At 62.9% G+C, this 24,523-nt stretch carries 17 protein-coding genes and 1 tRNA gene; 8 read left to right on the top strand and 10 right to left on the bottom strand.

All coding sequences use genetic code 11. The features are described 5' to 3' along the window. Window positions 1–24: 24 nt before the first annotated feature. Entirely contained in the window at window positions 25–642 is a 618-nt protein-coding gene (locus tag OPIT5_02180) for a deaminase (protein AHF89239.1), read from the bottom strand. A gap of 172 nt (window positions 643–814) precedes the next feature. Here OPIT5_02180 and OPIT5_02185 point away from each other — a divergent pair, with 172 nt between their 5' ends. Both OPIT5_02185 and OPIT5_02190 read left to right on the top strand, forming a co-directional pair. After that, entirely contained in the window at window positions 815–1,831 is a 1,017-nt protein-coding gene (locus OPIT5_02185) for a GDP-mannose 4,6-dehydratase (GenBank protein AHF89240.1), read from the top strand. 351 nt (window positions 1,832–2,182) lie between these two features. After that, window positions 2,183–3,121, top strand: coding sequence for a GDP-fucose synthetase (locus tag OPIT5_02190; protein ID AHF89241.1), 939 nt, complete (start codon window positions 2,183–2,185; stop codon window positions 3,119–3,121). Between the two features lie 93 nt (window positions 3,122–3,214). Here OPIT5_02190 and OPIT5_02195 read toward each other — a convergent pair whose 3' ends face one another. From OPIT5_02195 to OPIT5_02210, 4 genes are all read right to left on the bottom strand, one after another. After that, window positions 3,215–5,485, bottom strand: coding sequence for a hypothetical protein (locus OPIT5_02195; GenBank protein ID AHF89242.1), 2,271 nt, complete (start codon window positions 5,483–5,485; stop codon window positions 3,215–3,217). A 141-nt stretch (window positions 5,486–5,626) separates the two neighbouring features. Continuing rightward, window positions 5,627–8,119, bottom strand: a complete 2,493-nt coding sequence (locus OPIT5_02200; GenBank protein AHF89243.1) for an alpha-L-rhamnosidase — start codon at window positions 8,117–8,119, stop codon at window positions 5,627–5,629. A 79-nt stretch (window positions 8,120–8,198) separates the two neighbouring features. Further along, window positions 8,199–9,542, bottom strand: coding sequence for an anchor protein (locus OPIT5_02205; GenBank protein AHF89244.1), 1,344 nt, complete (start codon window positions 9,540–9,542; stop codon window positions 8,199–8,201). A 94-nt stretch (window positions 9,543–9,636) separates the two neighbouring features. Then, window positions 9,637–10,677 carry a LacI family transcriptional regulator gene (locus OPIT5_02210; protein ID AHF89245.1) on the bottom strand — a complete coding sequence of 347 codons (1,041 nt, stop codon included), beginning with the start codon at window positions 10,675–10,677 and terminating at the stop codon, window positions 9,637–9,639. 165 nt (window positions 10,678–10,842) lie between these two features. Here OPIT5_02210 and OPIT5_02215 point away from each other — a divergent pair, with 165 nt between their 5' ends. Next, a complete protein-coding gene (locus OPIT5_02215; protein AHF93990.1) occupies window positions 10,843–11,502 on the top strand; it encodes a hypothetical protein in 660 nt (219 codons plus the stop codon). A gap of 18 nt (window positions 11,503–11,520) precedes the next feature. After that, window positions 11,521–12,231: an N-terminal cleavage protein gene (locus OPIT5_02220; GenBank protein ID AHF89246.1), complete on the top strand. Its 711-nt coding sequence runs from the start codon at window positions 11,521–11,523 to the stop codon at window positions 12,229–12,231. A gap of 4,514 nt (window positions 12,232–16,745) precedes the next feature. Here the strand turns inward: OPIT5_02220 and OPIT5_02235 are convergent. Beyond that, a complete protein-coding gene (locus tag OPIT5_02235; GenBank protein ID AHF89247.1) occupies window positions 16,746–18,320 on the bottom strand; it encodes a cell filamentation protein Fic in 1,575 nt (524 codons plus the stop codon). Between the two features lie 106 nt (window positions 18,321–18,426). After that, a tRNA-Leu gene (locus OPIT5_02240) sits at window positions 18,427–18,510 on the bottom strand. 240 nt (window positions 18,511–18,750) lie between these two features. Here OPIT5_02240 and OPIT5_02245 point away from each other — a divergent pair. Continuing rightward, the gene (locus tag OPIT5_02245) at window positions 18,751–19,302 is read left to right on the top strand and encodes a GCN5 family acetyltransferase (GenBank protein ID AHF89248.1); all 552 of its coding nucleotides are present in this window, start codon (window positions 18,751–18,753) and stop codon (window positions 19,300–19,302) included. Between the two features lie 93 nt (window positions 19,303–19,395). Here OPIT5_02245 and OPIT5_02250 read toward each other — a convergent pair whose 3' ends face one another. Beyond that, complete coding sequence (locus OPIT5_02250; GenBank protein AHF89249.1) at window positions 19,396–19,632, bottom strand: ferredoxin; 237 nt, start codon at window positions 19,630–19,632, stop codon at window positions 19,396–19,398. Between the two features lie 312 nt (window positions 19,633–19,944). Here OPIT5_02250 and OPIT5_02255 point away from each other — a divergent pair, with 312 nt between their 5' ends. Further along, the gene (locus OPIT5_02255; protein ID AHF89250.1) at window positions 19,945–21,081 is read left to right on the top strand and encodes a sugar kinase ribokinase; all 1,137 of its coding nucleotides are present in this window, start codon (window positions 19,945–19,947) and stop codon (window positions 21,079–21,081) included. 38 nt (window positions 21,082–21,119) lie between these two features. Further along, on the top strand, window positions 21,120–21,794 hold the full coding sequence (locus OPIT5_02260; GenBank protein AHF89251.1) for a dTMP kinase: 675 nt from the start codon (window positions 21,120–21,122) through the stop codon (window positions 21,792–21,794). A 221-nt stretch (window positions 21,795–22,015) separates the two neighbouring features. Here the strand turns inward: OPIT5_02260 and OPIT5_02265 are convergent, their stop codons facing one another. Then, entirely contained in the window at window positions 22,016–22,147 is a 132-nt protein-coding gene (locus OPIT5_02265; GenBank protein ID AHF93991.1) for a hypothetical protein, read from the bottom strand. 67 nt (window positions 22,148–22,214) lie between these two features. Between OPIT5_02265 and OPIT5_02270 the strand changes: the two genes are divergently transcribed. Next, window positions 22,215–23,201: a DNA polymerase III subunit gamma/tau gene (locus OPIT5_02270; GenBank protein ID AHF89252.1), complete on the top strand. Its 987-nt coding sequence runs from the start codon at window positions 22,215–22,217 to the stop codon at window positions 23,199–23,201. A gap of 207 nt (window positions 23,202–23,408) precedes the next feature. Here OPIT5_02270 and OPIT5_02275 read toward each other — a convergent pair whose 3' ends face one another. Next, window positions 23,409–24,521, bottom strand: a complete 1,113-nt coding sequence (locus OPIT5_02275) for a GntR family transcriptional regulator (GenBank protein ID AHF89253.1) — start codon at window positions 24,519–24,521, stop codon at window positions 23,409–23,411. Window positions 24,522–24,523: the final 2 nt, after the last annotated feature.

Raw genomic sequence — 24,523 nt, forward strand, 5'->3', positions numbered from 1 at the left:
TTCTTGAAAAACGCCGGAGAATCCTCACCGCCGCACCCGGTAAACCACGCCCAGCGCCCCGCTCGTACCCGTGCCCAACGGCGCCGCTTTCACCAGTTCCAGCCGCACATCCAGCAAAAACTCCCTGCCCACTGCGCCGGCTCCGTCTGCGCCGCGTGTCGGCCCTGACGCCAGCGGGGTGCCGGAGCCGAAAATCCGTGGCTCGATCGTCACCGATATCTCGTCCACCAGCCCCGCCGCCAGAAAAGCCCCGTAGACCTGCCCCCCGCCGAGCAGTGCGCAGCGTTGCAGGCCCGCCTCCCGCAACCGCCGCACCACCTCCGCCGGTTCCTCCGCCGTAAAGGCCAGCGGCGCTCGCCCCGCCTCCCCGACGACATCCACGCCGACGCCGACACGCGCCTCCGCCGCATGCCGTCCCGGCTCTCGCGTCAGCACCACGCGCCGCAAATCCGGCCGTGCCTCGATCCGCAGCCGTTCACGCGAGGCCTCCCATGTTACCCGGCCCATAATGCAGGCGTCGGACTCACGCAAAAATTGGCGAAAATGGATTTTATCGTCCTCCGACGTGAACGAATCCCCGCCCTTCCCATGCCGGGTTATCCACCCATCCAGCGACTGCGCAGCCAAAAGCGTTACGACCATGCCTCAGTCTGGCAGAGACCGGTATCGGCGCAAGTTCGCCGATAAAAGGTTTAGAATATCCATTAATAAAAACTTCCTCCATCCCCGGTTCTTTCTCAAAGTCCAGCCGTTTCCGATTGCGGAGCGTCGGCCGGATCGGCCGTTTCCGCATCACTGCCACGACTAAAAAAACATGAAAAAAGCGCTCATCACCGGCATCACTGGCCAGGACGGCTCCTATCTTGCCGAGCTCCTGCTCGAAAAAGGCTACGAAGTTCACGGCATCATCCGCCGCGCCTCCACGTTCAACACCGACCGCATCGACCACCTTTACAAGGACCCGCACGTCAACGGCGTGAAGATGTTTCTCCACTACGGCGACCTCACCGATTCCGTGCAGATGGTGAAGCTGCTCTACGATCTCAAGCCCGACGAGATCTACAACCTCGGCGCGCAGTCCCACGTCCGCGTGTCCTTCGACGTGCCCGAGTACACCGGCGATGTCGACGGCCTCGGCGCCCAGCGCATCCTCGAAGCCATCCGCGAAGCCGGCCTCGTCAAAAAAGTCCGCTACTACCAGGCCTCCTCCTCCGAAATGTTCGGCAAGGTACAACAAGTGCCGCAGACCGAGGTCACGCCCTTCTGGCCGCGCTCGCCCTACGGTTGCGCCAAGGTTTACGCCTACTGGCTCACCGTCAACTACCGCGAGTCCTACAATCTCCACGCCTCCAACGGCATTCTTTTCAACCACGAGTCCCCGCGCCGCGGCGAGACGTTCGTCACCCGCAAGATCACCCGCGCCGCCACCCGCATCAAGATGGGCCTCCAGGAGGCGCTCTACATGGGCAACCTCGATGCCAAGCGCGACTGGGGCTTCGCGAAAGAATACGTCGAGATGATGTGGCTCATGCTCCAGCAGGACAAACCCGACGACTACGTCGTGGCCACCAACGAGACCCATACGGTGAAAGAGTTCATCCAGGAGTCTTTCGGCATGCTCGGCCTCGACTGGGAAAAGTACGTCAAGTACGACCCCCGTTACGAACGCCCCGCCGAGGTTGAACTCCTCATCGGCGACCCTGCCAAGGCCCGCAAGCAACTCGGCTGGGAGCCCAAGGTCCGCTTCAAGGAACTCGTCAGGATCATGGTCGACGCCGACCTCGAACTCGCCAAGCGCGAAGCCCAGATCGCCAAACTGCCGAGGCCGTAAACGCCCACCGGAGACAGAATTATCCGGACCACAGATTTCACTGATTTCCACGGATAAGGATGCGGAAAGGAGGCCCACGAAACACACGAAATGACACGAAAGAAAATACTTGGGACCAACGACTCAAAGCTTCCGGATTTTCACACAAAGACCGCGAAGGGCGCAAAGGTTTGTTTTTCAGGAGCTTCGCGATCTCTGCGATCTTTGTGTAAATCACAAGCAGCAGGAACACCGGGTGTAATCCGGTGGATTGATTTTCGTGTCATTTCGTGTGTTTCGTGGGCATTTTGATCCGTGCCAATCCGTGCAATCTGTGGTTAAAAACTGACTACGACTCTTTTTAATTTCCCGATGAAAATCTACATTGCAGGTCACCACGGCATGGTCGGCGGCGCGCTCGTCCGGCGCTTCTCGCGCGAGGCCGGCGCCGAAATCGTCGTCCGCACCCGTCGCGAACTCGATCTCACCAGCCAGGCCGCCGTCGACGCCTTCTACGCCGAACAAAAACCCGACGTCGCCATCATCGCCGCCGCCAAGGTCGGCGGTATCCACGCCAACAATACATATCCGGCCGGGTTTTTGTACGACAACCTCGCCATCGCCGCCAACACCCTTCACGGCGCGTACAAGGCCGGCGTAAAACGCGTGCTCTTCCTCGGCAGTTCCTGCATCTACCCCAAACACGCCCCGCAGCCGATGCCCGAGGACTGCCTCCTCACCGGCTCGCTCGAACCGACCAACGAAGCCTACGCCATCGCCAAGATCACCGGACTGAAACTCTGCCAGTACTACCGCAAACAGTACGGCGTGCTCTTCCATTCGGCGATGCCCACCAACCTCTACGGACCGGGCGACAACTACCATCCGCAAAACTCGCACGTCCTCCCCGCGCTCATCCGCCGTTTTCACGAAGCGAAGGCCGCCGGCGCGCCCGAGGTCGTGGCCTGGGGCACGGGCACACCCATGCGCGAGTTCCTGCACGTGGACGACCTCGCCGACGCCTGCGCCTTCCTCCTCGGCCTCGATAACCCGCCCGACTGGATCAACGTCGGCACCGGCGTGGATGTGACCATCCGCGAGCTCACCGAAACCGTCGCCTCGGTTGTCGGCTATGCGGGCAAGATCACCTGGGACCCGACCAAACCCGACGGCACCCCGCGCAAGCTCATGGATGTTTCCCGCCTCGCCGGTCTCGGCTGGCGCGCCGCCATCGACCTGCGCACCGGCATCGGGAAGACCTACGCCAGCTTCCTGACCGAACTCGCCTCCGGCCGCCTGCGGGCGGTGTGAGCGGCGGGAGCCGAAGCCCGGCTGATATCTGCCTGTTGAAAATATGTTTCCGGAAGCTCCGACGTCCGCCGGAGCCCCTGGAACAGGGTGTAGTTACTCTTTGACTACGTCCACCGCGATGTCATCCAGCCCGGAGCCCGCGATCTCCAGTGAATCGGGCGCAGGGCCGACGGCCCGCTTGAAATCGACCCGCGTCCGGCCGATCCCTCTGTTTTCCAGGCGAAAGGCCCGCTGCGTCAAGGCCAGCGGCGGCAGGGTGGCGGTTAACGGGAACCGGCCGGGTTCCGCGGCCGCCTCCGCCGGAGCCCCCGGCTGGCGGATCAGCAGTTTCCCGGCGTTGGCGCCGGATACCGCGCCCCGGTTCACCCGGACGGTCACCGCCTTCGGCCCTGTCGCCTGCAAACGTACGGTGGTCTGGCCGGCTGCATCGGTCCAGGTGACGGCTTCGACGCCGGGAGCGATTTCACGGATCGTGATTTTTACCGGATCGACCGGCGCTTCGCCGAATCGGTCAGCCCATCCGCCATCGGCGGGAACGGGTATCGGATTGAGCCGGTTTTCAACCAGAGCGCGCTGCGCGGCCGGAACCGTCTTTTCGAGGCGGTTTTTCTCCCATATCAGGATCGGGCTGTCCATCAGCGTGGCGCTATGGATCACATTGGGCAGGCCTTCGGGATCGGAGACGGGCACGGCCCAATGGTTGCGTCCGAATTTGGCAATGCCCACCGAGCCCTGCCAGTCACCCGTGAGGCCATAGTCGGGCAGTGCGCTGGAAAGAAACGCGCGCGCATCCTTCGGCTGCGGAGGGTAGAGGAAGGCCATCGTCGGCTTGTGCGCGAGCCAGCGGGTATCGGCCCGCGCCGCGCGCCCGAACGTCGCCAGCCACTCTTCCTGGCGAGGATCGTGCTGGAGATCGAAGACCGTCCAGTTGTTGTCGCCGACGCCGGCCTGCAAGCCGATGCCGAACATGAAAACCCCCTTCGCCCCCATCTCCAGCAGGCGGTTCATGTCGTCGTGCAACTGCTGACGATTGCGGAAAACGATGTGCTTGTCGTGCCAGTGGATCGGATTGCTTTCCGTGACCAGACTCCAGACCGGTTGCGGATTCTGCGCGACCTCGCCCCAGGTGGCGGCACCGTTGAAATAAGCGAGCTCTTCGCCCGTGCCGTAGGCCTCCATGCCGAGGCCGTCGATGCCGCGGGTACCGCGTTCGTTGACCCAGAGACGCGAGGACTGCCCATGGCGCTTGGCCACGATCGGCACGTCAAAGACGCTCCGGAAATGAGCCGTGACGGAAGCCACCCGGCGGCGCAGGAAGACTTCGCGAACCTCGCACATGTCGAGCCACATGCGGGAGCGGCTCATTTCAACGGCGAACGTTTTCCCGGTCGAGTCATTGACCACGTATCCGGCGTTCCACCACGAAGATTTCGCCTCTCCGCTGACGAGAGGGACGAGTTGCGCCGCCTCGGCGAAAGTATTGAGTGATGCCGGAGGCAAACCCCACGCGGAAATCAGAGCCGGCACCGTTTCGTAACGCTCTTGCATCCATGCGACAAAAGCCGCCCGCCATTCGTCGGATGTCGGCAGAAAATTACGTGGAGGGCCGTATTCGTTGGCAATGGGGTCGATGAGAAAGCGGAAGTTGGGTCCGGGCTTGAGTTGTTTGAGAAACTCGGTCCGGTGGGCGGGGTTTTCCATGATCCAGCGTTTGGTTCCGCTGCGGACGACAAATTTCACGTCCACGCCGCCGGGGTGCCGGTTTTTGATTTCGACGGCGAACCCCTCTTTGCCGCCCTCGATGCGACCGGTCTTGATAAGCGAGCCACTCACCGTGCCGATGATGGCATACCAGGCCTGCAACGTTTCGTCGTCCTTGAGCGTTTCGGCGGCCTTGGGTTTGAACTCGACCTTGCCGGGAGTCTCGGAATGGACGAGGCCCTGGTCGGCGGAAATCAGGTAACCGGGTTCGAAGGTCTGGCTCGTGGAGGCAAGCTGAAGTCCATAGCGAAAACCGAGCGTCTCGAAAAGATCAAGGAGACGCTGGGTGTGTTCGACCGGACGACTCCAGACCGAGTTCAGGTACATGTCTTCGATGCCATGCTGGCGAGCGGTTTCCAGCATCTGGCGATCGAGTGCGAAATTGGCGTCGGTGGTGCGATAAAGATAACGCGGGATGATCATCGCTCCAAACGGGATGTAGGGGGCGTCGTCCCAGATGAGAGTATTGTTCTCGTCGACATGCCACGCGTGGGCCTTGCCGTCGCGGTCGGTGTAAGTGCCGGCGGAGGCGGCGGAATTCGCGGAGGCGCCGGGAACGGCGCACAGGAGAAGAGCAAGAAGGGGGAGCAGGGCAGGTTTCATGGTGACCGAAAAGAAGTGTTTGATGACGACCGGCAGGGCCATGCTTTTCCAACGTTAGTCCTAACGTAAATTTTGACTTTCCGTTCACGGAACCGATGAAAAGCACTCCCTCTCCCGCACCCGGCGACACCGCGACCGGCTTCACTCATAAGCAGCAGTCGCCAGATCATGAACCCCATGTGCCCCATGGAGCCCGGAAAAAACACACGAAAACTCACCGGTCACAATACGAAGTTCTTCGCCTGGCAGGCGCACGCGGGCGGCCACGCCCGGCGGTAGCAGCAGGCTGGCGCGGATCGTGCCCGCGTCGCCGTTGAGGCCGCGTTCCCAGGTGGAGCGGATGAGACCGTGCGGCGTGGGCACCGCCACCTCGGCGTGGTCGCCGTGGAAAACCGGATGCCAATCGATCTCCCGCCATGCGGGCGCAGTCTGCGTGATGCCGCCGAGCGTCCGCATGAGATGAAAAAGCGGATGTGCGGACCACGCATGCGAATGACTCTCCTCGCCACGCCGTGGAGAAAACAGCTCCCATGTCGTGCCGTGCTCCGCCATCGGGAGCCAGCGGTCCTTGATAAACGCAACCACCTCTTCGCCGTGACCGCGGCCGATGAGCAGCGAGAAGACGTAAGTGATCCAGTAGGCGGAGGGTATCGCCCTGGCAGCGGAAGCGGGGAGCCGTTCCTGCTCGCCGCGAATGAAGGGGAGCAGGATTTTCTCCAGGATGGCCTGCTCGTCGATCCCGTCGACCTCTTCCAGACCGGCGACAAGGGCGAGCGTCTGCGTGTGCAGGCTGGTGGTGGATACGGATATTCCTTCCGTATCGAAACCGTCGCAAAGGAAACCCTCCTCCGTAACCAGAGGGCGGAGGGCATGGCGAAGCCGGGCAGCCCAGGCGTCGAGCGGCGCGGCCTCGTCCGGCAAACCGGCGTGACGGTGGAGAATGGCCAGTTTTTCGAGGGCGATGAGGAGCCAGAGATTATAAACGGCGGGGGAGCCTTCCTTGCCCAGCTCCGTCCAGTCGAGGAAGAGCCAGAAACGTTCGTCGTGCCGGAGGAGACCTGTCCGCGAGTCAGTGTGCTCCCGGAAATAGGCGAGAGCGCGCCGCACGGTTTCGCGATGCGTGGTCAGCGGCTCGGTGGAACCGGTCTGCCAATAATAGTCCCACAGCGTGAGAAACCAGATGAGCGTGAAATCGGGCAGGATGCAGCCATGAGCCATCGTCGGGGCGTGCCCGTAGGTGAGGCCGTCGGGCGTCGTCTGGTGCGCGATCTGGGCAATGCCGCGCCGGAAAAGGCGGGCATCGTCAACCAGATGAAACGTGTTCCAGGCCTGCACGCGCGCATCGCCCCACCACTGGGCCTGTTCGCGCCAGGGCGTGTCCACATAGGCATCGAGCGAACAGCATTGCTGCGTCCAGGCGCAGGCTTCCCAAATGCGGTCAAGCGTGGCGTCGGAACTGAGGAAGCGGCCTGCGCGGCGGCTTTCGAGCGGGTAGCCGATCCAGTCGAGGCTGACTTCGATTTGCAGATCGTCCCTCAGCGCGTCGCGCACCGTGAGATCGAGATAACGAAAACCGTAGTGATGGAAAAACCGATACGTGAAATCGCCGGCCCGGCAGACAAGCCGGTCGCCAAATGCCATCCGGCACCAGGTCGGGTCGTATTGGTCGATGGTGAGCGTATCGGCATCGATCGTCTCGCCGAGGTGCGTGTCGATGATCTCGCCGCCGCCGGCGCCGCGGATCGTCAGGACGAGGCTGCCCACAACGGTACGGCCAAAATCGAAAAGGAAGCTGCGATAACGTCCCGCCCCTCCCCCCCCCTCCCCCTGTGGTTTGCGCATTTCGCTGACCCTGTGCGAACGATCCTCGCCGCGCCGGAGGGCCACGACATCGCGCACATCGGGATAACCGGTGGCGCAAAGCCCTTCGCTACTGCCGAGCAGTGCAGCCGGGACGATGGAGCGTTCCACGAGTTGCGGGATGCCGCGCGGTTCCAGGGAAAACCAGGGGGCGCAGTTCCAGCGAAGCGCCTCGGGCACGAGCCAGTCGCCGTCATCGAAATCGGGCGCAGTCCAGTCGGCGTTTCCAGAGGCATCGGCAGACACAGGCGCACTGCGCAGGTCAATATGCTCCTGCGGGAAAAGCTGGATGCTGGACGTGACGGTGTCGCGTGTGACGCCGGGCTGGCGAATGGTTTTCCAGGTCGTATCGCTGCCGATCACGACACCCGCGTCCTCCCAGCGGGCGGCGACGAGCAGGCCGGCAAAACCCTGGCTCACATACTGGAAGGTGCCGAAGCCCGGATTCCAGGCGCGGACGGCGATCACGTTGCGCCCGGGTTGCAGATGCGCGGCGATGTCGATTTCGTCATAAGGCCACGACTCCTGATAGCCGCGCGCAGGTCCGCGGGCGACAAAGATACCATTGACGAAAAGGCGATAGGACTGATCGGCCGTGATAAACAGCGGAGCCTGCTCCGGGAGGGAAACGGAGCGCGCAGGCAATTCGAAGACCTTGCGAAACAGGGCGTAGCCGTTGCGGATATCCCACTGATGATTTTCCGGCCAGATCCATCGCGCATGGCCGAAAATGCGAGCTTCACGAGCGGGACCGGTGACGGATTCGTTTGTCATTAATTACCAGATACAATTTGCCGCCACCCTTATTACATGGCGGCGGCAAATATTGGAGAGGAACAGGCAAATGGACGGATCAGGCTTCCCGGACCCCGCGGCGGCGATTGCGGATCATGCCGGCCGCGAGAAGCACAGCGCCACCGAGCAAGGCGATCGTGGTGGCAGGTTCGGGAATGGCATAAGAGTTGACGAGAATGCCGGTCGCTTCGCTGAACATCCAGTTGCCCCTCGTCCAGATACCGCTACCCGAGGCGGTCTCCGTGAAGCTGCCCCCGAGAATCGAAAGCGTGAAGCTGTCACCATAGGTCGAGGCCAGCGAGGTGGCGACGATTTGCCAGGAGCCGTCCCCGGTGGTGACGGCGGAGGCGTCGAGGTTGAAAGTCCCGTTGAAGGCGGCTTCTCCATCGCCGATCACCTGATTGCTGGCGGCATCGGTCAGATAGAAGGTCAGCGAACCGGTGTCGCCGAGCTCGAAGGTGGAGTTGGCGGCGATCGTGGTATTGCCACGATAGGTATTGGCACCGGTGAGCCGGAGGCCGCTGTCCGCAAGGGTCGCCAGCTTGCCGGCTCCGGAGATGACTCCGGAGATTTCCAGTGTGCGCCCGCTTTGCGTCGCCCCGGCGTTGAGAGTGGAGGTGGCGTTGCTGATGGCCACGTTGCCCGCCCAGATCGCGTTGGATGCTGTGCTGGAGGAGATGAGGTTCTCGGAACGATTGCCGTCCACCACCGTCAGGGAGTTTCCGGAAATGGTCAGTCCATTGATATCGAGCGTCCTCGCGGTAGTCCCTGCCTGATACCCGACAATCCGCACGCTGGTTCCGGTGCCCAGTGCATTTGCGTTGGTGAGCCTGACGGTGCCTCCCAAGTTGCTGCCGTTGCCGATCGAAATCTGAGTGCCAAAAGTGTTTGCCCCTCCAAGCACCAGCAACTCGCCGGCTCCCAGATTCATATTGGTCACGGCCGTCACGATGTTTGAATTTATGGTCATGATGCCGGAGTCGGCCCGCACGCCCGCAGCAGTGGTGAGGGTCAGGGTGCCGCCTGAAAGCGTGTAATTGGCGACCGCGCTTGAAGCGTTTTGGTATTGCCGGACGCTGGCCGCGGTCACACCCGCCCCGTCGATGGTCACGGTGAAATCCCCGGCGGGAGTGCCGGCGGGTCCACTACCGCCTCCGCCGCCAAACATGGCGCCGTCCGCATTGCTCGTCCAGGCAGTCCGCGCTGTCCCGGCAGAGGTGTCGGCGGTCCAGTTCACGTTTGTCTCATTCCAGACTCCGTCGCCGTTCTGCGCGCCGGCATCGTCTGACAAATCCCACACTTTAGTTGCCGCGCCGAGGGGAAGGGACATTACGGCAAGAGCAAACGCCAGCAGGCCGGAGGCAAGGGCGCGCGAAGCAGGACAGGTTTTTTCGGGTTTCATGATCGGATCGGATTCAGGGTTGTTGCAGACGGGTGAAGAGGTATCGAGAATCTCCCGACAGCTCCCTCCGCTCGAATCCTTTTTCACGTTAGCCCTAACGTGCCCGTTTCCGGACTTTCGCCTTGCGGGCCGTCGTGCCGTCCACCCAGTAACCTCGTGTCATCACCGTCTTGGGCTCCCTGGGCACGCCGTGCTCGTTATGATGGATCTGCTCGATGACGAGCTCCACCGCGGTGCTCCCGATCAGAAGGTTGTTCTGGTTGATGCCGGAATACCACGCGTGGTTGCTTTGCAGGTTGAGGCTGGCCAGCCCGACGTCGGCAGGAGCGCGCAGCCCCATGCCGCGCATCCAGTCGCGTACGATCGGATGCAGCGTGAGCACCACGTCGGGCTCCCATTCCCGGAACCACTCGGCAAACCCTTCCTCGTGATCGTCGCTCCAGAAAAACACCGGGATGCGCCTCACCGTGGGCAGCAGCGGAAAAAACGACATGAAACCGCCGGCCAGACGGTTTTCCGAGTGGTCGTTGTCCTCATGCCGGATCGCCATCCCGATACGTTGGTAACCGCGCGCCGTCAATGACTCCACCGCCAGGCTGACCGCGTGGAAATGATCGTTCACCGCCCGGTGCAACGACACGCTCTTGTAGGAGTAACCGATGGACGCGCAGGCAAACCCCGACCAGTCGAACTCCAGCTCCGGCGCATGCAGCGGCAACGGATCGAGGATCACACCGGGGATGCCGCGTGCGCGCAGCATGCCGCGCATCCGCGCCGGCGTCATTCCCGACTCCGCGAGTGAAAACCGTTCCAGCTTGTAGCCCAGAGCCGCCGCCCGGTCCGCCGCGCCCTTGTAGAGCTCCCCCAAAAACGACCAGCGCTCGAAAATCTCCTCGGCGTGATTGGTGAGGAACGCAAGGGTCGGCGCACTCTTGGACATCCTGGCACTGCGCAACTGGGCCATCAGGGCCGAAACCAGCGGATTGGGCCGGTAACCGAGCTCGTCCGCGATCTTCCGGATACGGGCGCACGTCACTGGCGGAATGCTCGGATGATTCTTGAGCGCGCGGGATACGGTCATGAGCGAAACGCCGGCGCGTGTCGCTATTGTCTGCATGGTTGGAGCTTCTGGCATGGCGGCAGGTGATTGGGCGGAAAGATACGCCTGGGGCGTCGTTTTTACGTTAGGAATAACGTGAAAAAGGAATGGCGAGTGAACAAGCCCTGATCAACGTATTTTGCAACAAGTCACCCGGCCTCGCTCCCCTTTTTTTCATCCATCCCCTGTCATCCGCCTGTCATGTCATCCTCCCGCCATCTCCTCCTCCGAATACTGCCCGTTCTTGCGCTCGCTCCGATCCTGAGCGCGGTCGCGCACGCCGACGCCCTCCTGGTAGAGGATCCTCTCAATGCCGACTCCGGCTGGATGCTGGCGGGAGCGCCGGCCATCCGGTTCCGGACGGATCCGGCAAAGCCTTCACCCACCCCGAGTCCCGATTCGTATATCGTCGCCTGGAACGGCGAGAGGAAGCCTCTCGTTCGCGGCGTCGTGAAATACTTCGACGATGTAAAACTCCAGCCCGGGACCTGGGTGGTTTCATTTTATGTCGGCCATGCCGAAAACCGCCCGTTCCCGGAAAACATAGAAACCGTGCAACTGCTCGCCGACAGCAATGGCGATTACAAACCCGGCGCCTGGTTCGACTACACCGAGCGCGTCGTCAATGGCGTCACCGTGCAGGCCGCAAACACGCCTCCCGAAAAGGGTCAATGGACGAAATGGACCTGCACTTTCACGGTGGCCTCCGGCGCCAGAACTGCCGGCGGTCGCCCGGCCATCGGGAAAACCCTCGGTTTCATGTTCATGACCCGGCTTCCTCCCAATCACGGCTTCCTCTTCGACCACCTCACCGTCCGGTTCACTCCGGCAGATGCATCCGGAACCGCCGGTACTCCCTGACCAATTCAAAACCTCCCCATGAAAATCACATCGACTCGCCCTGCCACCACCAGCGCCCGCAACGGGTTCACGCTGATCGAGCTCCTCACCGTCATCGCCATCATCGGCATCCTCGCCGGGATTCTGATCCCCGTGGTCGGCAAGGTGAGAAAAACCGCAAGGACCGCGCAGTGCGCCAGCAACATGCGGCAGATCGCCAGCGCCGTCCTCATTTATGCCACCGGAAACAGGGACGAGCTGCCCGATTTCCGCAACCCGCCCAACAACCGGAATCGCTGGGACTACGTCGCCCTGCGCGCCGTCAAGGAAATCGCCCAAAGCACGGACGTGCCCGCCTACTCCACATTGATCCACTGTCCCTCCGACGACCGGCCTCTCGAGGGGAAGCCGCGTTCCTACGGTTACAATCCGTTTTTGCTTTCAAATAATCGCGACAAGACAGGCCCGGCTCCGGTCGCCGCCTCGCAGACGACCGGACAGTCCGGTATCAGACTTTCCGATATTTCCACACCTTCGCAGATGGCCATGCTGATGGAGAAAGCCACCGGAGGAGGCACTCCGCCCACGTCCTTCAATGTGTATCCCAACGATACCTGGCTCTGGCAGGACAGCATTATCGATTCACACGATGGTTTTTCCAATGTCGCTTTTTGCGACGGAAGCGTTCGTCGGATTCCGATCAGTTTGCTCGGGAACGAATTTCGGAATCGTTATGTTTACAGGAAATAACGCCCCGGATCATATCCCTTCGGTTTGTACCCGAATAGTGCCTCCAATCTTCCTGTCTGTCGGCTGACGGTCGTCCGCTCGCCTACACCGCGGCACGCGCCCCGATGGCCAGCGCCTCGGGCACGCGGAGAGGGCGATCTTCCCGGAGCTCGCCAAGCGCTACTCCTGCCGGAAAGCCGTCAGCCCTGTGTGTACCGTAAATCACCGCACTGACCAAGTGGCCGCCTGCACTCGTATCTGATTTCTTACGACATGAGGCCATTGCGTTTTACCGCGCACCCTCCGCGCAGGCACCCTGGCGAAAGGAGCCTCCTCCGGCGCTTCCAGCGGGATTGCCGCGATCATGATCAACCCTGACGGCGACAACACCCGCGTCGTTTCTCCCGGGACCCATACCCGTCTCGCGTCCGCCAATACCAGGCATCCCCTTTCCCGGGCCGCCATCACGTCCACCGCGATCCTCGCGGTGCAGCGCGAAGTTGCCTGCACTCGCGCCGGAGCCCAGCACTCCCTCCCGGACCCGGCGCGACGTGCCGGCTCATCGGCAGCGCGCCGGAGCCGCCGCAACCCCAACCGGCCGGCAAAGGCGTACGCGCGAAGGTGCCCGTTCCTTCACCGCCGGTACCGGAATCCAGAGGGAGCCGGCGGTGGATCAGAGTTGTTCCACCACCAGATCGGCCGGGGCGATTCCGATAACCTCCGCCGCTTCAGGGGAAGGACCCACAACCTCGGAGAACTCCACGCGGGTGCGTCCCATCGCGACGTTTTCGAGGATAAAATCCTTCAACTCCAGTTCGGCTGCGGGAAGTTCGATCGTCACGGGCAGGGTGACTACCGACGGTGCACTTTCGCCCGGTTGCTGCACCCGCACTTCGCCCTGGGCAACGGCGGTGCTGCTGATGCGGATGGTCACCGCCCCGGTGTTCTTCGCCATCAGGCGTATTTGTGTGCGGCCTTCCGCATCCGTCCATGTCACGGCCTGGACATCCGTCGCCACATCGGAGACGGAGACTGGCACAGGCGTCGCCGGAGCGGAGGAGAACGACGACGACCACGCCGCTGGCACCGTGATCGGGTTCGCCTTCACGTTGGCCACTGCACGATCCGTCGCCGGCACAAAACCGAGCAGCGCTGCCTCGCGGGCGAGTATCGGACTGTCGAGGACAGTCTGGCTGTGCAGCACGAAAGGCAATCCGTCGGGATCGAACACCGGCGCCGCCCAGTGTGAACTCCCGAACCGGGCGATGCCCGTGGTACCGCTCCAGTATCCGCTCAGGCCGTAATCCGGCAGCGATTGCAGGAGGAAGGCGCTCGCCTCGCGATTGCGAACCGGGAATACGTGGGCGAGCCGTGGCCGGACGCCGAGCCAGTCGTCACGCCGGGCGCGTGCGGCGCGGCCGAAAGTCGCCAGCCATTCCATCTGCCGCGGGTCGTGCTGGAGATCGAAAATGGTCCAGTTGTAGTCCGTGTTGCTGGAGCTCAGACCGATCCCGAACATAAAAACGCCTCGCGATCCCATCTGGAGCAGCCGGTTCAGATCCGCGTACATGGTCGTGCGCTGCTGGTAGGCGATCCAGGTGTTGGACCACTCCGAGGCATTGTATTCGGTGGTCAGGCACCAGATCGGCGCCGGGTTTTGCTCGACGTCGGCATACGTGGCCACGCCATTGTAGTAGGCGAGCTTCGTACCCGTGCCATAGGTTTCCATCCCCAGTCCGTCGAGGCCGCGCACGCCGGGATCGTTGATATAGACGCGGGAAGACTCGCCGTGCCGCTTGGCCACAATCGGCACGTCGACTACCGCTCGCAGCGCCGCGCACACCGCGGCCACGCGCTGGCGAAGGAAATCGTCGCGCGCCTCGCACATGTCCAGCCACATACGGGAAACCGACATGTCCACCGGATGGAGCGTGCCGGTGTCGTCGCTGATGGCATAGCCGTCCTCGACCCAGGATGACGTCGTTTCCCCGCTGAACAGGGGCACGAGCACCGCCGCCTCGCCAAAGCTGGCCACCGAAGACGGATCCAGCCCCCACGCATCGCGCAGAGCGGTGATGCCCGGGTAACGGCCCGCAAGCCACGTGGCGAATGCCGTCCGCCATACGGATGACGACGGGAGAAAATTCCGGGGTGCGGGGTATTCGTTGGAAACGGGATCGACGAGAAACCGGAAATTCGGCCCGAGGTTGACTGTCTGCAAAAAGGCCACCTGGGCAGCCGGATCAGCGACGATCCAGCGCTTCGTGCCGGACCGGATCGCGAACTTCACCTGCGCCCCGCCCGCCGGCACCGTTGCCACGTTGACAACGAAACCGGTGTTGTCGGCCGTAATCCCGCCCGAGTCGATGACTGCGCCGGTAGCCGTTTCCACCACCACATACCAGGCATCCATCGTTTCCCCGGTCGGCAAGGCGGTGACGGCCGACGGCGCGTAAGTGACCGGGCCCGGCGCCGTCACGGTGATCACACTGCCGGCAGCACCCACGGCATAACCGGGTTCGGCCGTGGTGGCGGTCTGCGCCAGTTGCAGCCCGTAGTGGAATCCCGATTCCTCGAACAAGGCGATGATCCGGTTGGTTCTCGCCACCGAGCCGGCCCAGACGGAATTGAGGTAAATGTCCTCGACGCCATGCGCGCGCGCCGCCTGGAGGATGCGCACGTCGTCCTGGTAAGCGCCCTCGCTGCCGTGGCGAAGATAGCGTGAAATGAATTGTCCGCCGAACGGAATGTAGGGCTCGCCTTCCCAGATGAGCGTGTGGTTCCGGTCCACGCTCCACGGATGCGGGTTGCCGTCACCGTCAATATACACGCCGACGGAACCGCCGCGGCTGAGGAGGCCGGTGCTTTCGACAAACGTCCAGCCATCGCAGGTCCACACGCCATCGGTGGTTTCCGTGAAGTCCGCTCCGGGAGAGCCTGCGAGCGAAAGGCCGAAGTGCGGTCCGTAAGACGCGGCCACCGTCGCATCCACGAGTTGCCAGCCCCCGCCGGCCGGACTGGCGCCGGAAACATCAATGACAAAACGCCCGTCAAAAACAGCCGTGCCGCTGCCCGTAACGAGGCCGGAGTTCCGGCCCGCCAGGGCAAAGGTCAACGAACCGGTTTCGACCAAGGTGAGCGTGCCGTTTTCACCGAGGATGGTATTGCCGGTGTACGTGTTGGCGCCGGAGAGAACGAGATGCCCATTCCCGGGAACACCGAGTTTGCCCGGGCCGGAGATCACGCCGGAAATTTCCAGCGACCGCCCGGCCGCCATCGCGCCCGCGTCGAGAAGCGAACTGACGCTGTTGAGCGTGACGTTGCCGGTGAGGACCGCGTCCGTGGCCGGATGCGAGGAGACCAGCCTGGCGCTTCTGCCGCTGTCGACATAGATCCGGTTCGGGACGGTCAGGCCGTTGATGTCGAGCGTTTGTCCGCTGCTCGACACCATCCGCACCGTGCTGCTGCCGAGTGCGCCCGGATTGGCGAGCTTCACGACGCCGGTCAGACCGGTGCCGTTGCCGAGTGAAACCTGTGCGCCCAATGTGTTGCTTCCGGTCAGCAGCAACGTGGCGCCGGCAGCGGCGCTGAGGTTCATGTTCGTCACCGCCGTGGTGATGGCTGCATCGATGGTCAGCGTGCCGCGGTCCACGCGCACGCCTCCTGCATGCGTCAGCGCCAGCGACCCTCCCTGGATGACAAAGTCGGCGGCAGCGCTTCCCTCCAACTGGAGTTGCCGGACATTGTACGCGCTCACGCCGGCGGCATCGACGGTCACGGTAAAGGTGCCGGCCGGAGAACCGGCGAGCTGCGCATTCCGGCCGCCGCCGAACCAGGCAATCTTGCCGCTGGTCCAGACCACGGGCGCGGTACCGTCGGAGCCGTCCACCGACCAGTTGGCGGCAGCACCACTCCAGTTGCCATCGGCATTTTGCGCGCCGACGGTGGTGGCGGTATCCCAGACAAATTCCCCGTCGGCGAGGAGCGATGCCGGGGCGAACAAAAATCCGGTCAGTGACAGGACTGCAAAAATGCCGCGAACGGCATGTGGCAGGGTTTTCGGGTCTTTCATGGGTTTTTCAGGGTTCCGGGGCGGAAGCGGAAGAAAATCGAGTCGATCACGAAAATCCCGCGTCACCGTGATCGTCTCCACACCTTTTTAACGTTAGCCCTAACGTCGAAACCACCGCGAGGCCGCGCAACGAACGGATAGCAAGGAACCCGGCCTCCCGCCTCTTCCTGGTACCCGGGACAGGGATCGAACCTGCACGCCTTGCGGCAAGGGCTTCTAAGGTCGTAATTTAGGTAATTAACCCACTTAAACCAACCCAAACCCAATAAGACTAACACTTGCCCATTAGAAGGTTAAGAAAGACGAAAAGAATCTTCGATTTTTCTTTCTCGACCCCATTTTTGCCCTTTTTTTGAGTCCGAGTATAGAAGGGAGTATAGAAATGTATCCATAAATAGGATACTTAATATCCTGTTCGGCGAGTTCCTTTCTCGCCACTCCGAAAACATGACTCCCGGGCGTCTCATCCTTCGGCATCTTCTACCCCACCCTGTCCCGGGCGAGGCTTAAAAACGTCCCCGTAAGCCGCCTCGATTTGAGCAACCTCCGAATCCGTCAATTCCCTGAACCGCTGTTTGCGTTTGTTGCTGGAGAGCGCGCCTCCGTTTTCATGCACCCTGGACAGCAAGTCCGCCAGGCGGGCGTCCGGCATGTCCACCACCTGCTTCGCTTTTCGCCAAAGCTCGTCGTAGCTCACCAGGAAGTTCACTTCCTCCGGCACCATCTGCACCGCCTTGTCCATCGCCCGCCCCAGATACTCGACCTGGGGCGTCAGGTCGGGATAACGCCAGACCCACGCCGCTTCGTCCGGGTTGGTGACCGCAAGCGCACCGCCATCCGCAAGCGTGTAACGGGCAACCTCCCCCACCACGGTCGAATATGCCTCCAGTGTCCGATCATACGCCGCCATGTCCTCCAGAATCGCGGCCGACACCGGCAATGCCATGCCGCCCGGCACCACGCCCCGTCGCACCAGCGTATCGTGAATCAGAAACCGATGAATGCGCCCGTTTCCATCCTCGAACGGGTGATGAAACACGAAGCCGAATGCCGCCACCGTCGCCTGCGCCACCGGCTCGGCAACCGCCAGCCGGGCCGCGGCGCTGGCCAGACCGGCCATCAACTCCGGCAACAAAGCCGGCGGCGGACTCACGTAGTGCACCACCGGCTCCCATCGCACATTGCCGCCCACGTAATTCTGGTTGGTGCGAAAGCCCTCCGCCGCATAACGCGGATCGACGATCACCCGCTGCAATTGCGTCAGCCTCGCCTCGGAAAGCGTCTCCTCGACCGACAACCGCCCCGCCTGCTCCAGCGTGGCGATGAAACGCTGCACGCGTTCCACGGATGGCGCCTCCCGCTCGATCTCGAAAGACGACCTGGTTTCCTTGCGATAAAGATACTGCAACGCGCGCTTGAGCAGTCCGGAGCTTTCGCCTCCACCCACCGCTCGCGCCACCTCTCCCGCCCAATCGCGCGTCAACGCCGCTTGCGCCAGCGGCGTCCGCTCAATGGTCGGACTGTAGTCGCGACCGCCCAGCAAATTGTCCTCCACCTTCCAGCGAACCACCCGTTGTGGAGCGCCGGTCACCATGCGCGTCTCATCCAGAAGCGGAACATATTTGCCCCCGATGGCCTGCGCGTCCGGCAGCAGGCCGATGATCTCCCGGCCGGTCAGCAACTCATAGAGATACCCGATCCGGCGAGCATACGCCCCGGTCGGCGACGCCGCCACGTAGGACGCAACCACCCCGGGCTCTATCCGGGCAAAGGTCTCCGCCAGCAACCCCAGGTGCACCGTCTCATGCTTCATCGCGAACGCGACATGACCCAGCATGCCGTCGCCTGCCTCCGGAGCATAAATCAAAGGTAAAGTTCGCTCGATCCGCAGCACGCCACGATCATCTTCGGTGACTTCGCGGTCCCGCGCTCCCGCCACGCAGGTTCTCCGGCGCAGAATCGTGTCGGGGGCGCCCACAAAACGCGCCAACGCCAGGTTTCCGACCTCCTGTCGGGATTCTTTTTCAGCAATGGCCATGCGTCGAAAAACGATCAGAATCGCCAATTTTCAATTAAAATTGGCCACCTCCGTCCAAAAACGATCAATTCGACAATGCTCTTTCCGAGGCGGTGGGGGGGGGAGGGGGTGCCCGGGACAGGGATCGAACCTGCACGCCTTGCGGCAAGGGCTTCTAAGACCCTCGTGTCTGCCATTCCACCACCCGGGCCCGGGTCTGGATACCCGCCGAAAATGGCCGGGGCCGCATGGCCTGAGCAAGCGCGGAATCCATCCGGCAACTCCCGCTCCCCGCCTGCCCGCCGGATTCGCCCGGCGCCCTCCCCCTCCGGCGATCCATTCCCGAAATTTTTCATTCTCCGCTCTCGCCCCCTTTTCGCAAAATTGGCAAAGTCGCGGCTTCGTTCCTTTTCACAGCAGCAGCAGGCTCGCTCACTTCACCTGCACCACCATGCATTCTTTCCGCTCCCGCGCGGACACTGTTACCAGGGCGCCCTCACACGCCTTCCATCTCGCCTTCCTCACCAACGCTCGCCGGCTCCGCGCCGTCGTCCGCGTGATCCAGGCGAACACCAACACCAACTACATCACGCACTCGGAAGTCATCGAGCACCGCGCGGAACATACCCGCCGCTGGGCCCACTTCCGGCGCTCGCTGCTCGCCGACGACATCCGTCGCGCCATCCACCGGCAGCGGCGCGGCGAAGGCGGCGTGCTCGTCGCCACCCGCGGACGCAGCATCGTCGGCGTGGCCGTGCTGCTCTTCGACCTCAAGCACCGCTACGGCATCGTCGAGGACATCGTCATCAACGAAAAACACCGCGGCAACGGCATCGGCCACCGGTTGCTCGACGAAAGCGTCCGGCTGATGCGCGATGCCGAACTGGAAAACGTCATCCTCGAGTCGGGCATCCGCAACGAATCCGCCCACGCCTTCTTCCGCCGTCACGGCTTTCGCGAGGCGGCCATCATGTTTCTCCGGCGGCTCGAAACCCCCGACTAGACCGGGGCGACTGCTCTGTTTTCCGCCCGCAAAAAACCCGCGGCCAAAACAAAACCGCGGGTTCGCTCATCCAGGTTGCAGGCGGGAATTGCCTCACTCGTCGCCGTCGTTGCCGATCGCCTCGACCGGGCATCCCTCGAGAGCTTCCATGCACTGGGCAATGTCTTCCTCGGTGGTCGGCTGGGCTTTCACGAAAGAGTAACCTCCGTCGTCATAGCGCGAGAAAAAATTCGGCGCCGTCTCGCGGCAGAGATCACAATCAATGCACTGCGAATCGACATAGAATTTTCCAGCGGAATTCTGTTCCCACTTGTCTGCTTTGTTGGCCATACGTAACGGCGAGCAAAGAGCCTCCGTCCGCCCTGTCAAGATGGCTTCGGTCCAGGCCCGTCAACCGGTGCAATCGGAAGTGAGGGTGGCACGGGCTTCCAGTCCGTGTTCCGGAAGGCGGCGCTTCGCGCCGTCCACGGGCAAGGATGCCCGTGCCACTTTTTCTGCCAATCCGGCATTCACCACTTCCGATTGGACCCCTCCCCCCCCCCACCCCGGGATTCTGGTTGCCGGTCTCCGGCCGGTCTCTTTGGTAGAGTGTTTCGGTCACTCGCCATCGTCACATCCCGGCGTCCCGCCATCTCTCATCCCATGTCATTCCAGCAACGCGCTCTCCAGGAACTCGCCGCCGCCCGCGCCTCCGCCCGCCCGGGCCAGAAAAACGTCGTCGTCGGTCTCGACGGTTTTGTCGACACCATCGTCACTCCGGTCGCCCAGCGCACCGGCCAGGGCGACGCGTTCACCGCCATCGGGACGATCACCGAATTCGGCCAGCGTGTGCTCAGCGCCGCCGGCAAGAGCACCAATATCGAATTCTTCCCGCGCATGGAAAAACTCGGCGGGAACGGCCCCATCATGGCCAACGCCCTCCTTGCCGCCGGCTCCGCCCTCACCTACATCGGCGCCCTCGGCAAGGACGATGCCATCCACCCCGTTTTCGCGGACATGGCCGCCCGCTCCCGGGTCATCAGCCTTTGCGCCCCGGCCGCCACCACCGCCGTCGAATTCCTCGACGGCAAGCTCATGCTCGGCCAGATGAAGTCTCTCGACGAAATCACCTGGGCCAAGCTCGCCGAAAAACCCGGCGAAGACGAACTCCTCCGCATCCTCGCCGCCGCCGATCTCGTGGCCCTCGTCAACTGGACCATGATCCCCAACATGACCGGCGTCTTCACCGAACTCGCCGACCGCGTCCTCCCGAAACTCCCCGCCCGCCCGTCCGGAGCCCCCGCCCGCATTTTTTTCTTCGACCTGGCCGACCCCGAGAAACGCTCCGCCCACGACCTCGTCGACGCCCTCGCCGCCATTGCCCGCTTCGAGCAGCACGGCCAGGTCACGCTGGGCCTCAACTTCAAGGAGGCCCAGCAGGTTTACGCCGCGCTCGGGCTCGGCGTCAGCGAAGGCGATGATGAACAGAATCTCCGCCAGACCGCCTCGGCCATCCGCCAGAAACTCGCTCTCTCCACGGTTGTCGTCCACCCGCGCGCCTCGGCCGCCTGCGCCACCGCCGACGGGGATTTCTGGGTGCCCGGCCCCTTCTGCGAAAAACCGCTCATCACCACCGGCGCCGGCGACCACTTCAATGCCGGTTTCACCCATGGCCAGCTCCTCGGCCTCAGTCCCGAGGCCTGCCTCGTGACCGGCGTGTGCACCTCCGGCCACTACGTGCGCAGCGCCCACAGCCCCTCGCTCGCCGACCTCGAAACATTCCTCGCCCGCTGGCGCTAAATCCCTCATCCTCCCGCTTACATTCACCCTTACTCGACGTGCCTCTCAAAAAACACATACCAACCGGCAAACTCATCTCGCTCGAAGGGCCCGAAGGCTGTGGCAAGTCCACCCAGATCGCCCGCCTGGCCAAACACATCCAGCTCCTCGGCCGCGATGTCTTCTGCACGCGCGAACCCGGCGGCACCGAAATCGGCGAACAGGTCCGCAACATCATCGTCCACAACTCCAAAGGTGACGAGATGACCGCCGAGACCGAGCTCCTCCTCTTCGCCGCCTCGCGCGCCCAGCTCGTGCGCGAAGTCATCGCCCCCGCCCTGCTCCGCGGCGAAATCGTCCTCAGCGACCGGTTTCTCGATTCGTCGACCGTTTACCAGGGCGTGGCCCGCAACCTCGCGATGGACCCGGTCAACCTGATCAACCAGTTCGCCGTCGGCAACGTCATGCCCGACCTCACGATCATCATCGACGTGCCGCCCGACGTCAGCCTCGCCCGCATCCACCAGCGCGCCTCCGACCTGCCCGACCGCATGGAGCGCGAGAACATCGACTTCTACAACAAGGTGCGCGAAGGCTACCTGCTCCTCGCCAAGGGCCTCCCCCGCAAGTTCCTCGTCGTGGACGGCACGCAGACCGAGGACGAAGTCGAACATTTCATCTGGGACGAAGTCCAGAAGCTCCTCGTCCAGCCCACCGTCGACGCAGTCAGCTGAAAAAGGCGGAAAGCTGAAAACCTGAAGGCGGAAAAGAACGAGTCGCGCACTCTCTCTCCCGTGCGTTCCGGAATTTCGCCTTCAATCTTCAGCTATCGGGAACATCCAAAAATTGAACAGAAGGCAACGAAGGGAACGAAGAACAACCAGGGACGCTTACCGTTCATTCCTGTTTAACTTTCTTAAAACAAATAATACCGGTGCCCTGAATGTTTTTGACTTTACACAAAGATCGCGAAGAGCGCGAAGAGCAGAATTATCAATTCTTTGCGTTGTTTGCGCCCTTTGTGTAAAAATCTGAAGGTTTCGGAATGTTGGTATAACTTCTTGTTCAGGGCCTTCTTTGTTTTCACCTTCGTTTCCTTCTGTTCAAAAATGAATTTCTAGAACGTCCCTCTCCGCTTTCAGGCTTTTTTCCGCATGTCTCACGCTTCCCTTCCCTGGCCCGCTTCCGTTGACGGCACGCCTGCCATCGCGGTCATCGAGCGCGCCATCGAACGCCGCCGGCTCTCGCACAGCCTTCTCGTCACCGGCCCCGATCACGACCTGCTCGCCGCCGTCGCGCTCACCCTCGCCGACCGGCTGCTCAACTCCCCCGAACTTCCCCCCGCCTCGCACCGCCCCGTCCATGCCGACACCGGCAACCACCCCGATCTCTTCGAACTGCGCCCCGCCGGCAAGATGCGCCAGATCGGCGCCGAAGCCACCCGCGAGCTCATCGGCAAGGTCCAGGTGTCCGCCACCGCCGCCCACTGCAAGGTCGCCATCATCCACGAGTGCGACCGCATGCACGTCTCCGCCGCCAACATTTTCCTGAAAACCCTCGAGGAGCCGCCCGCCAACACCACGCTCCTGCTGCTCACCTCGCGCCCCTACTCGCTGCTCCCGACGATCCGCAGCCGTTGCCTCAATTTCCGCTTCCCCGCCACCGGCGAACGTCCCGCGCCCGACGGCTGGGAAGCATGGAAGGAGGACTACCGCTCCTGGCTCGGCCGGCTCTCCCAGGGCGTTGCCGACAAAAAAACCGTGGCCGACGCGATCTTCGCCGCCTGCGGCCTCACCGCCCGTTTCGGAGCGATCCTCGATTTCGCCACCGCCGATCTCTGGAAAAAGGAAAAGGCGGGACTGCCCGAAGACCTGAAGGAAGACGAACGCGAGGCCATCGAGACCGGCCTGTCCAAGGGCCTGCGTGCCCGGCTCTTCGCCGACATCGAGCAAGTCACCAGCGCCTTCGCCCGCCAGGCGCTCCTCGCCGGCAACCTCGCCATGCGCCATTCGGTGGCCGAGGCCATCTCGCAACTCGAGCACAAGGTCGGCCTCCTCAATCTCAACCTCGACGAATCCGCCGCGCTGGAAGCGTTCCTCCTCCAGTCGCTCCGCATCTGGACACGGCGCCCCGCCGCGTAGCTGCAAACGTGAGTTCGCAGGGCCCGGGCGTACGGCGGCCTGCGAACTCACGTTCGCAGCCATGCGGGTCCTTCCCGTATCATACCAGCGTCCCGAATGTTTTTGATTTTACACCAAGGCCGCAAAGGACGCGAAGAAGGTAACTGGCAATCCTTTGCGCTCTTTGCGGCCTTGGTGTAAAAATCCGAAGGCTTTGGGGCTTTGGTATCATCTCGGCAAATACGTGCCGCACGATTCGCGCACCACCAGCCGCGGCGCGACGAAGAAACTGCAGACCGGGGCCAGCGGATCGGCGATGCGGCGCAGCATCGCATCAAACGCCACCGCCGCAATCTCGTCGCATGGCTGGTGCACCGTCGTCAGCGGCACGGCCATCAGCGTGGCGTAGCGTACATCGTCGAAGCCCACCACCCGCAAATCGTGCGGCACCCTCACCCCCGCCCGCAGCAATGTCTGCAACAGCTCCGCGGCCGTCCGGTCGTTGGCGCAGATGCATGCCTCCGGTTTGCGTTTCAGCAGGCTGCTCTTCACGAATGCCGCATCGGACGGATCGCCCTCGATCACGCCCCCGGCGCCCCATTCCAGCCCGGCTCCGACCAGCGCCTCCCGCACGCCCGTGATCCGTGCCGCCACCGTCGCCGCCGACATCGGCCTCGTGAAAAACGTCACGCGCCGGCACCCCAGTTTCAACAGATGCGAGGCCACCAGATGGCCGGCGGCCACGTTGTCCATCCCCACCACATCGAAAGCCCCACGATGCGGGAAACGCTCCATGTCGCGATCCACCAGCACGAGCGGGATGCCCGCCTGCCGGAACTTTTCGCCGATCCGGTGATTCACCTCCGCCTGTTGCCGCGAGAGCTCCAGCGGAGCGAAAAAAACGCCGCCCACCTTGCGCTCGATAAACTCCTCGCACAAGCGCTCCGCCTGCGCCAGCTCCGCGGCCTCCCGCGCTTCCTGCCCCTCCCCCGCCCTCTCCTCCCCGGCTCCTTTTCCGCTTCCCCGATCGCGTCCGCGCGCGCTGCTCCACTGCACCGCAAAATCCTGCGTGCGCGCGAGACTCGCGAGCTGCCCGCAGATCATTTCGAAAATCTCCGTCGTTTCCCACTGCGGGATCAACAAGCCGAGTTGCCGCTGCCCCGCCGCCGCCAGCGGCTTTTCCACCACAAACGACCCCGCCCCGGCCCGCCGCTCCACCAGTCCCGACAATACCAGCTCCTTCAACGCCCGCGCCGCCGTCGGCCGCGACACGCCAAACCGCTTCACCAGCGCCGACTCGCTCGGCAACCGCTGCCCGGCTCCGTAATCACCGGCCAGTATCC

Source organism: Opitutaceae bacterium TAV5 (assembly GCA_000242935.3).
Taxonomy (GTDB): domain Bacteria; phylum Verrucomicrobiota; class Verrucomicrobiia; order Opitutales; family Opitutaceae; genus Geminisphaera.

Coding starts and splice junctions, on each gene's coding strand:
- OPIT5_02270 (AHF89252.1), top strand. CDS start 22,215: ATGTCTCACGCTTCCCTTCCCTGGCCCGCTTCCGTTGACGGCACGCCT.
- OPIT5_02245 (AHF89248.1), top strand. CDS start 18,751: ATGCATTCTTTCCGCTCCCGCGCGGACACTGTTACCAGGGCGCCCTCA.
- OPIT5_02190 (AHF89241.1), top strand. CDS start 2,183: ATGAAAATCTACATTGCAGGTCACCACGGCATGGTCGGCGGCGCGCTC.
- OPIT5_02220 (AHF89246.1), top strand. CDS start 11,521: ATGAAAATCACATCGACTCGCCCTGCCACCACCAGCGCCCGCAACGGG.
- OPIT5_02195 (AHF89242.1), bottom strand. CDS start 5,485: ATGAAACCTGCCCTGCTCCCCCTTCTTGCTCTTCTCCTGTGCGCCGTT.
- OPIT5_02185 (AHF89240.1), top strand. CDS start 815: ATGAAAAAAGCGCTCATCACCGGCATCACTGGCCAGGACGGCTCCTAT.
- OPIT5_02235 (AHF89247.1), bottom strand. CDS start 18,320: ATGGCCATTGCTGAAAAAGAATCCCGACAGGAGGTCGGAAACCTGGCG.
- OPIT5_02200 (AHF89243.1), bottom strand. CDS start 8,119: ATGACAAACGAATCCGTCACCGGTCCCGCTCGTGAAGCTCGCATTTTC.
- OPIT5_02250 (AHF89249.1), bottom strand. CDS start 19,632: ATGGCCAACAAAGCAGACAAGTGGGAACAGAATTCCGCTGGAAAATTC.
- OPIT5_02215 (AHF93990.1), top strand. CDS start 10,843: ATGTCATCCTCCCGCCATCTCCTCCTCCGAATACTGCCCGTTCTTGCG.
- OPIT5_02255 (AHF89250.1), top strand. CDS start 19,945: ATGTCATTCCAGCAACGCGCTCTCCAGGAACTCGCCGCCGCCCGCGCC.
- OPIT5_02210 (AHF89245.1), bottom strand. CDS start 10,677: ATGCCAGAAGCTCCAACCATGCAGACAATAGCGACACGCGCCGGCGTT.
- OPIT5_02180 (AHF89239.1), bottom strand. CDS start 642: ATGGTCGTAACGCTTTTGGCTGCGCAGTCGCTGGATGGGTGGATAACC.
- OPIT5_02205 (AHF89244.1), bottom strand. CDS start 9,542: ATGAAACCCGAAAAAACCTGTCCTGCTTCGCGCGCCCTTGCCTCCGGC.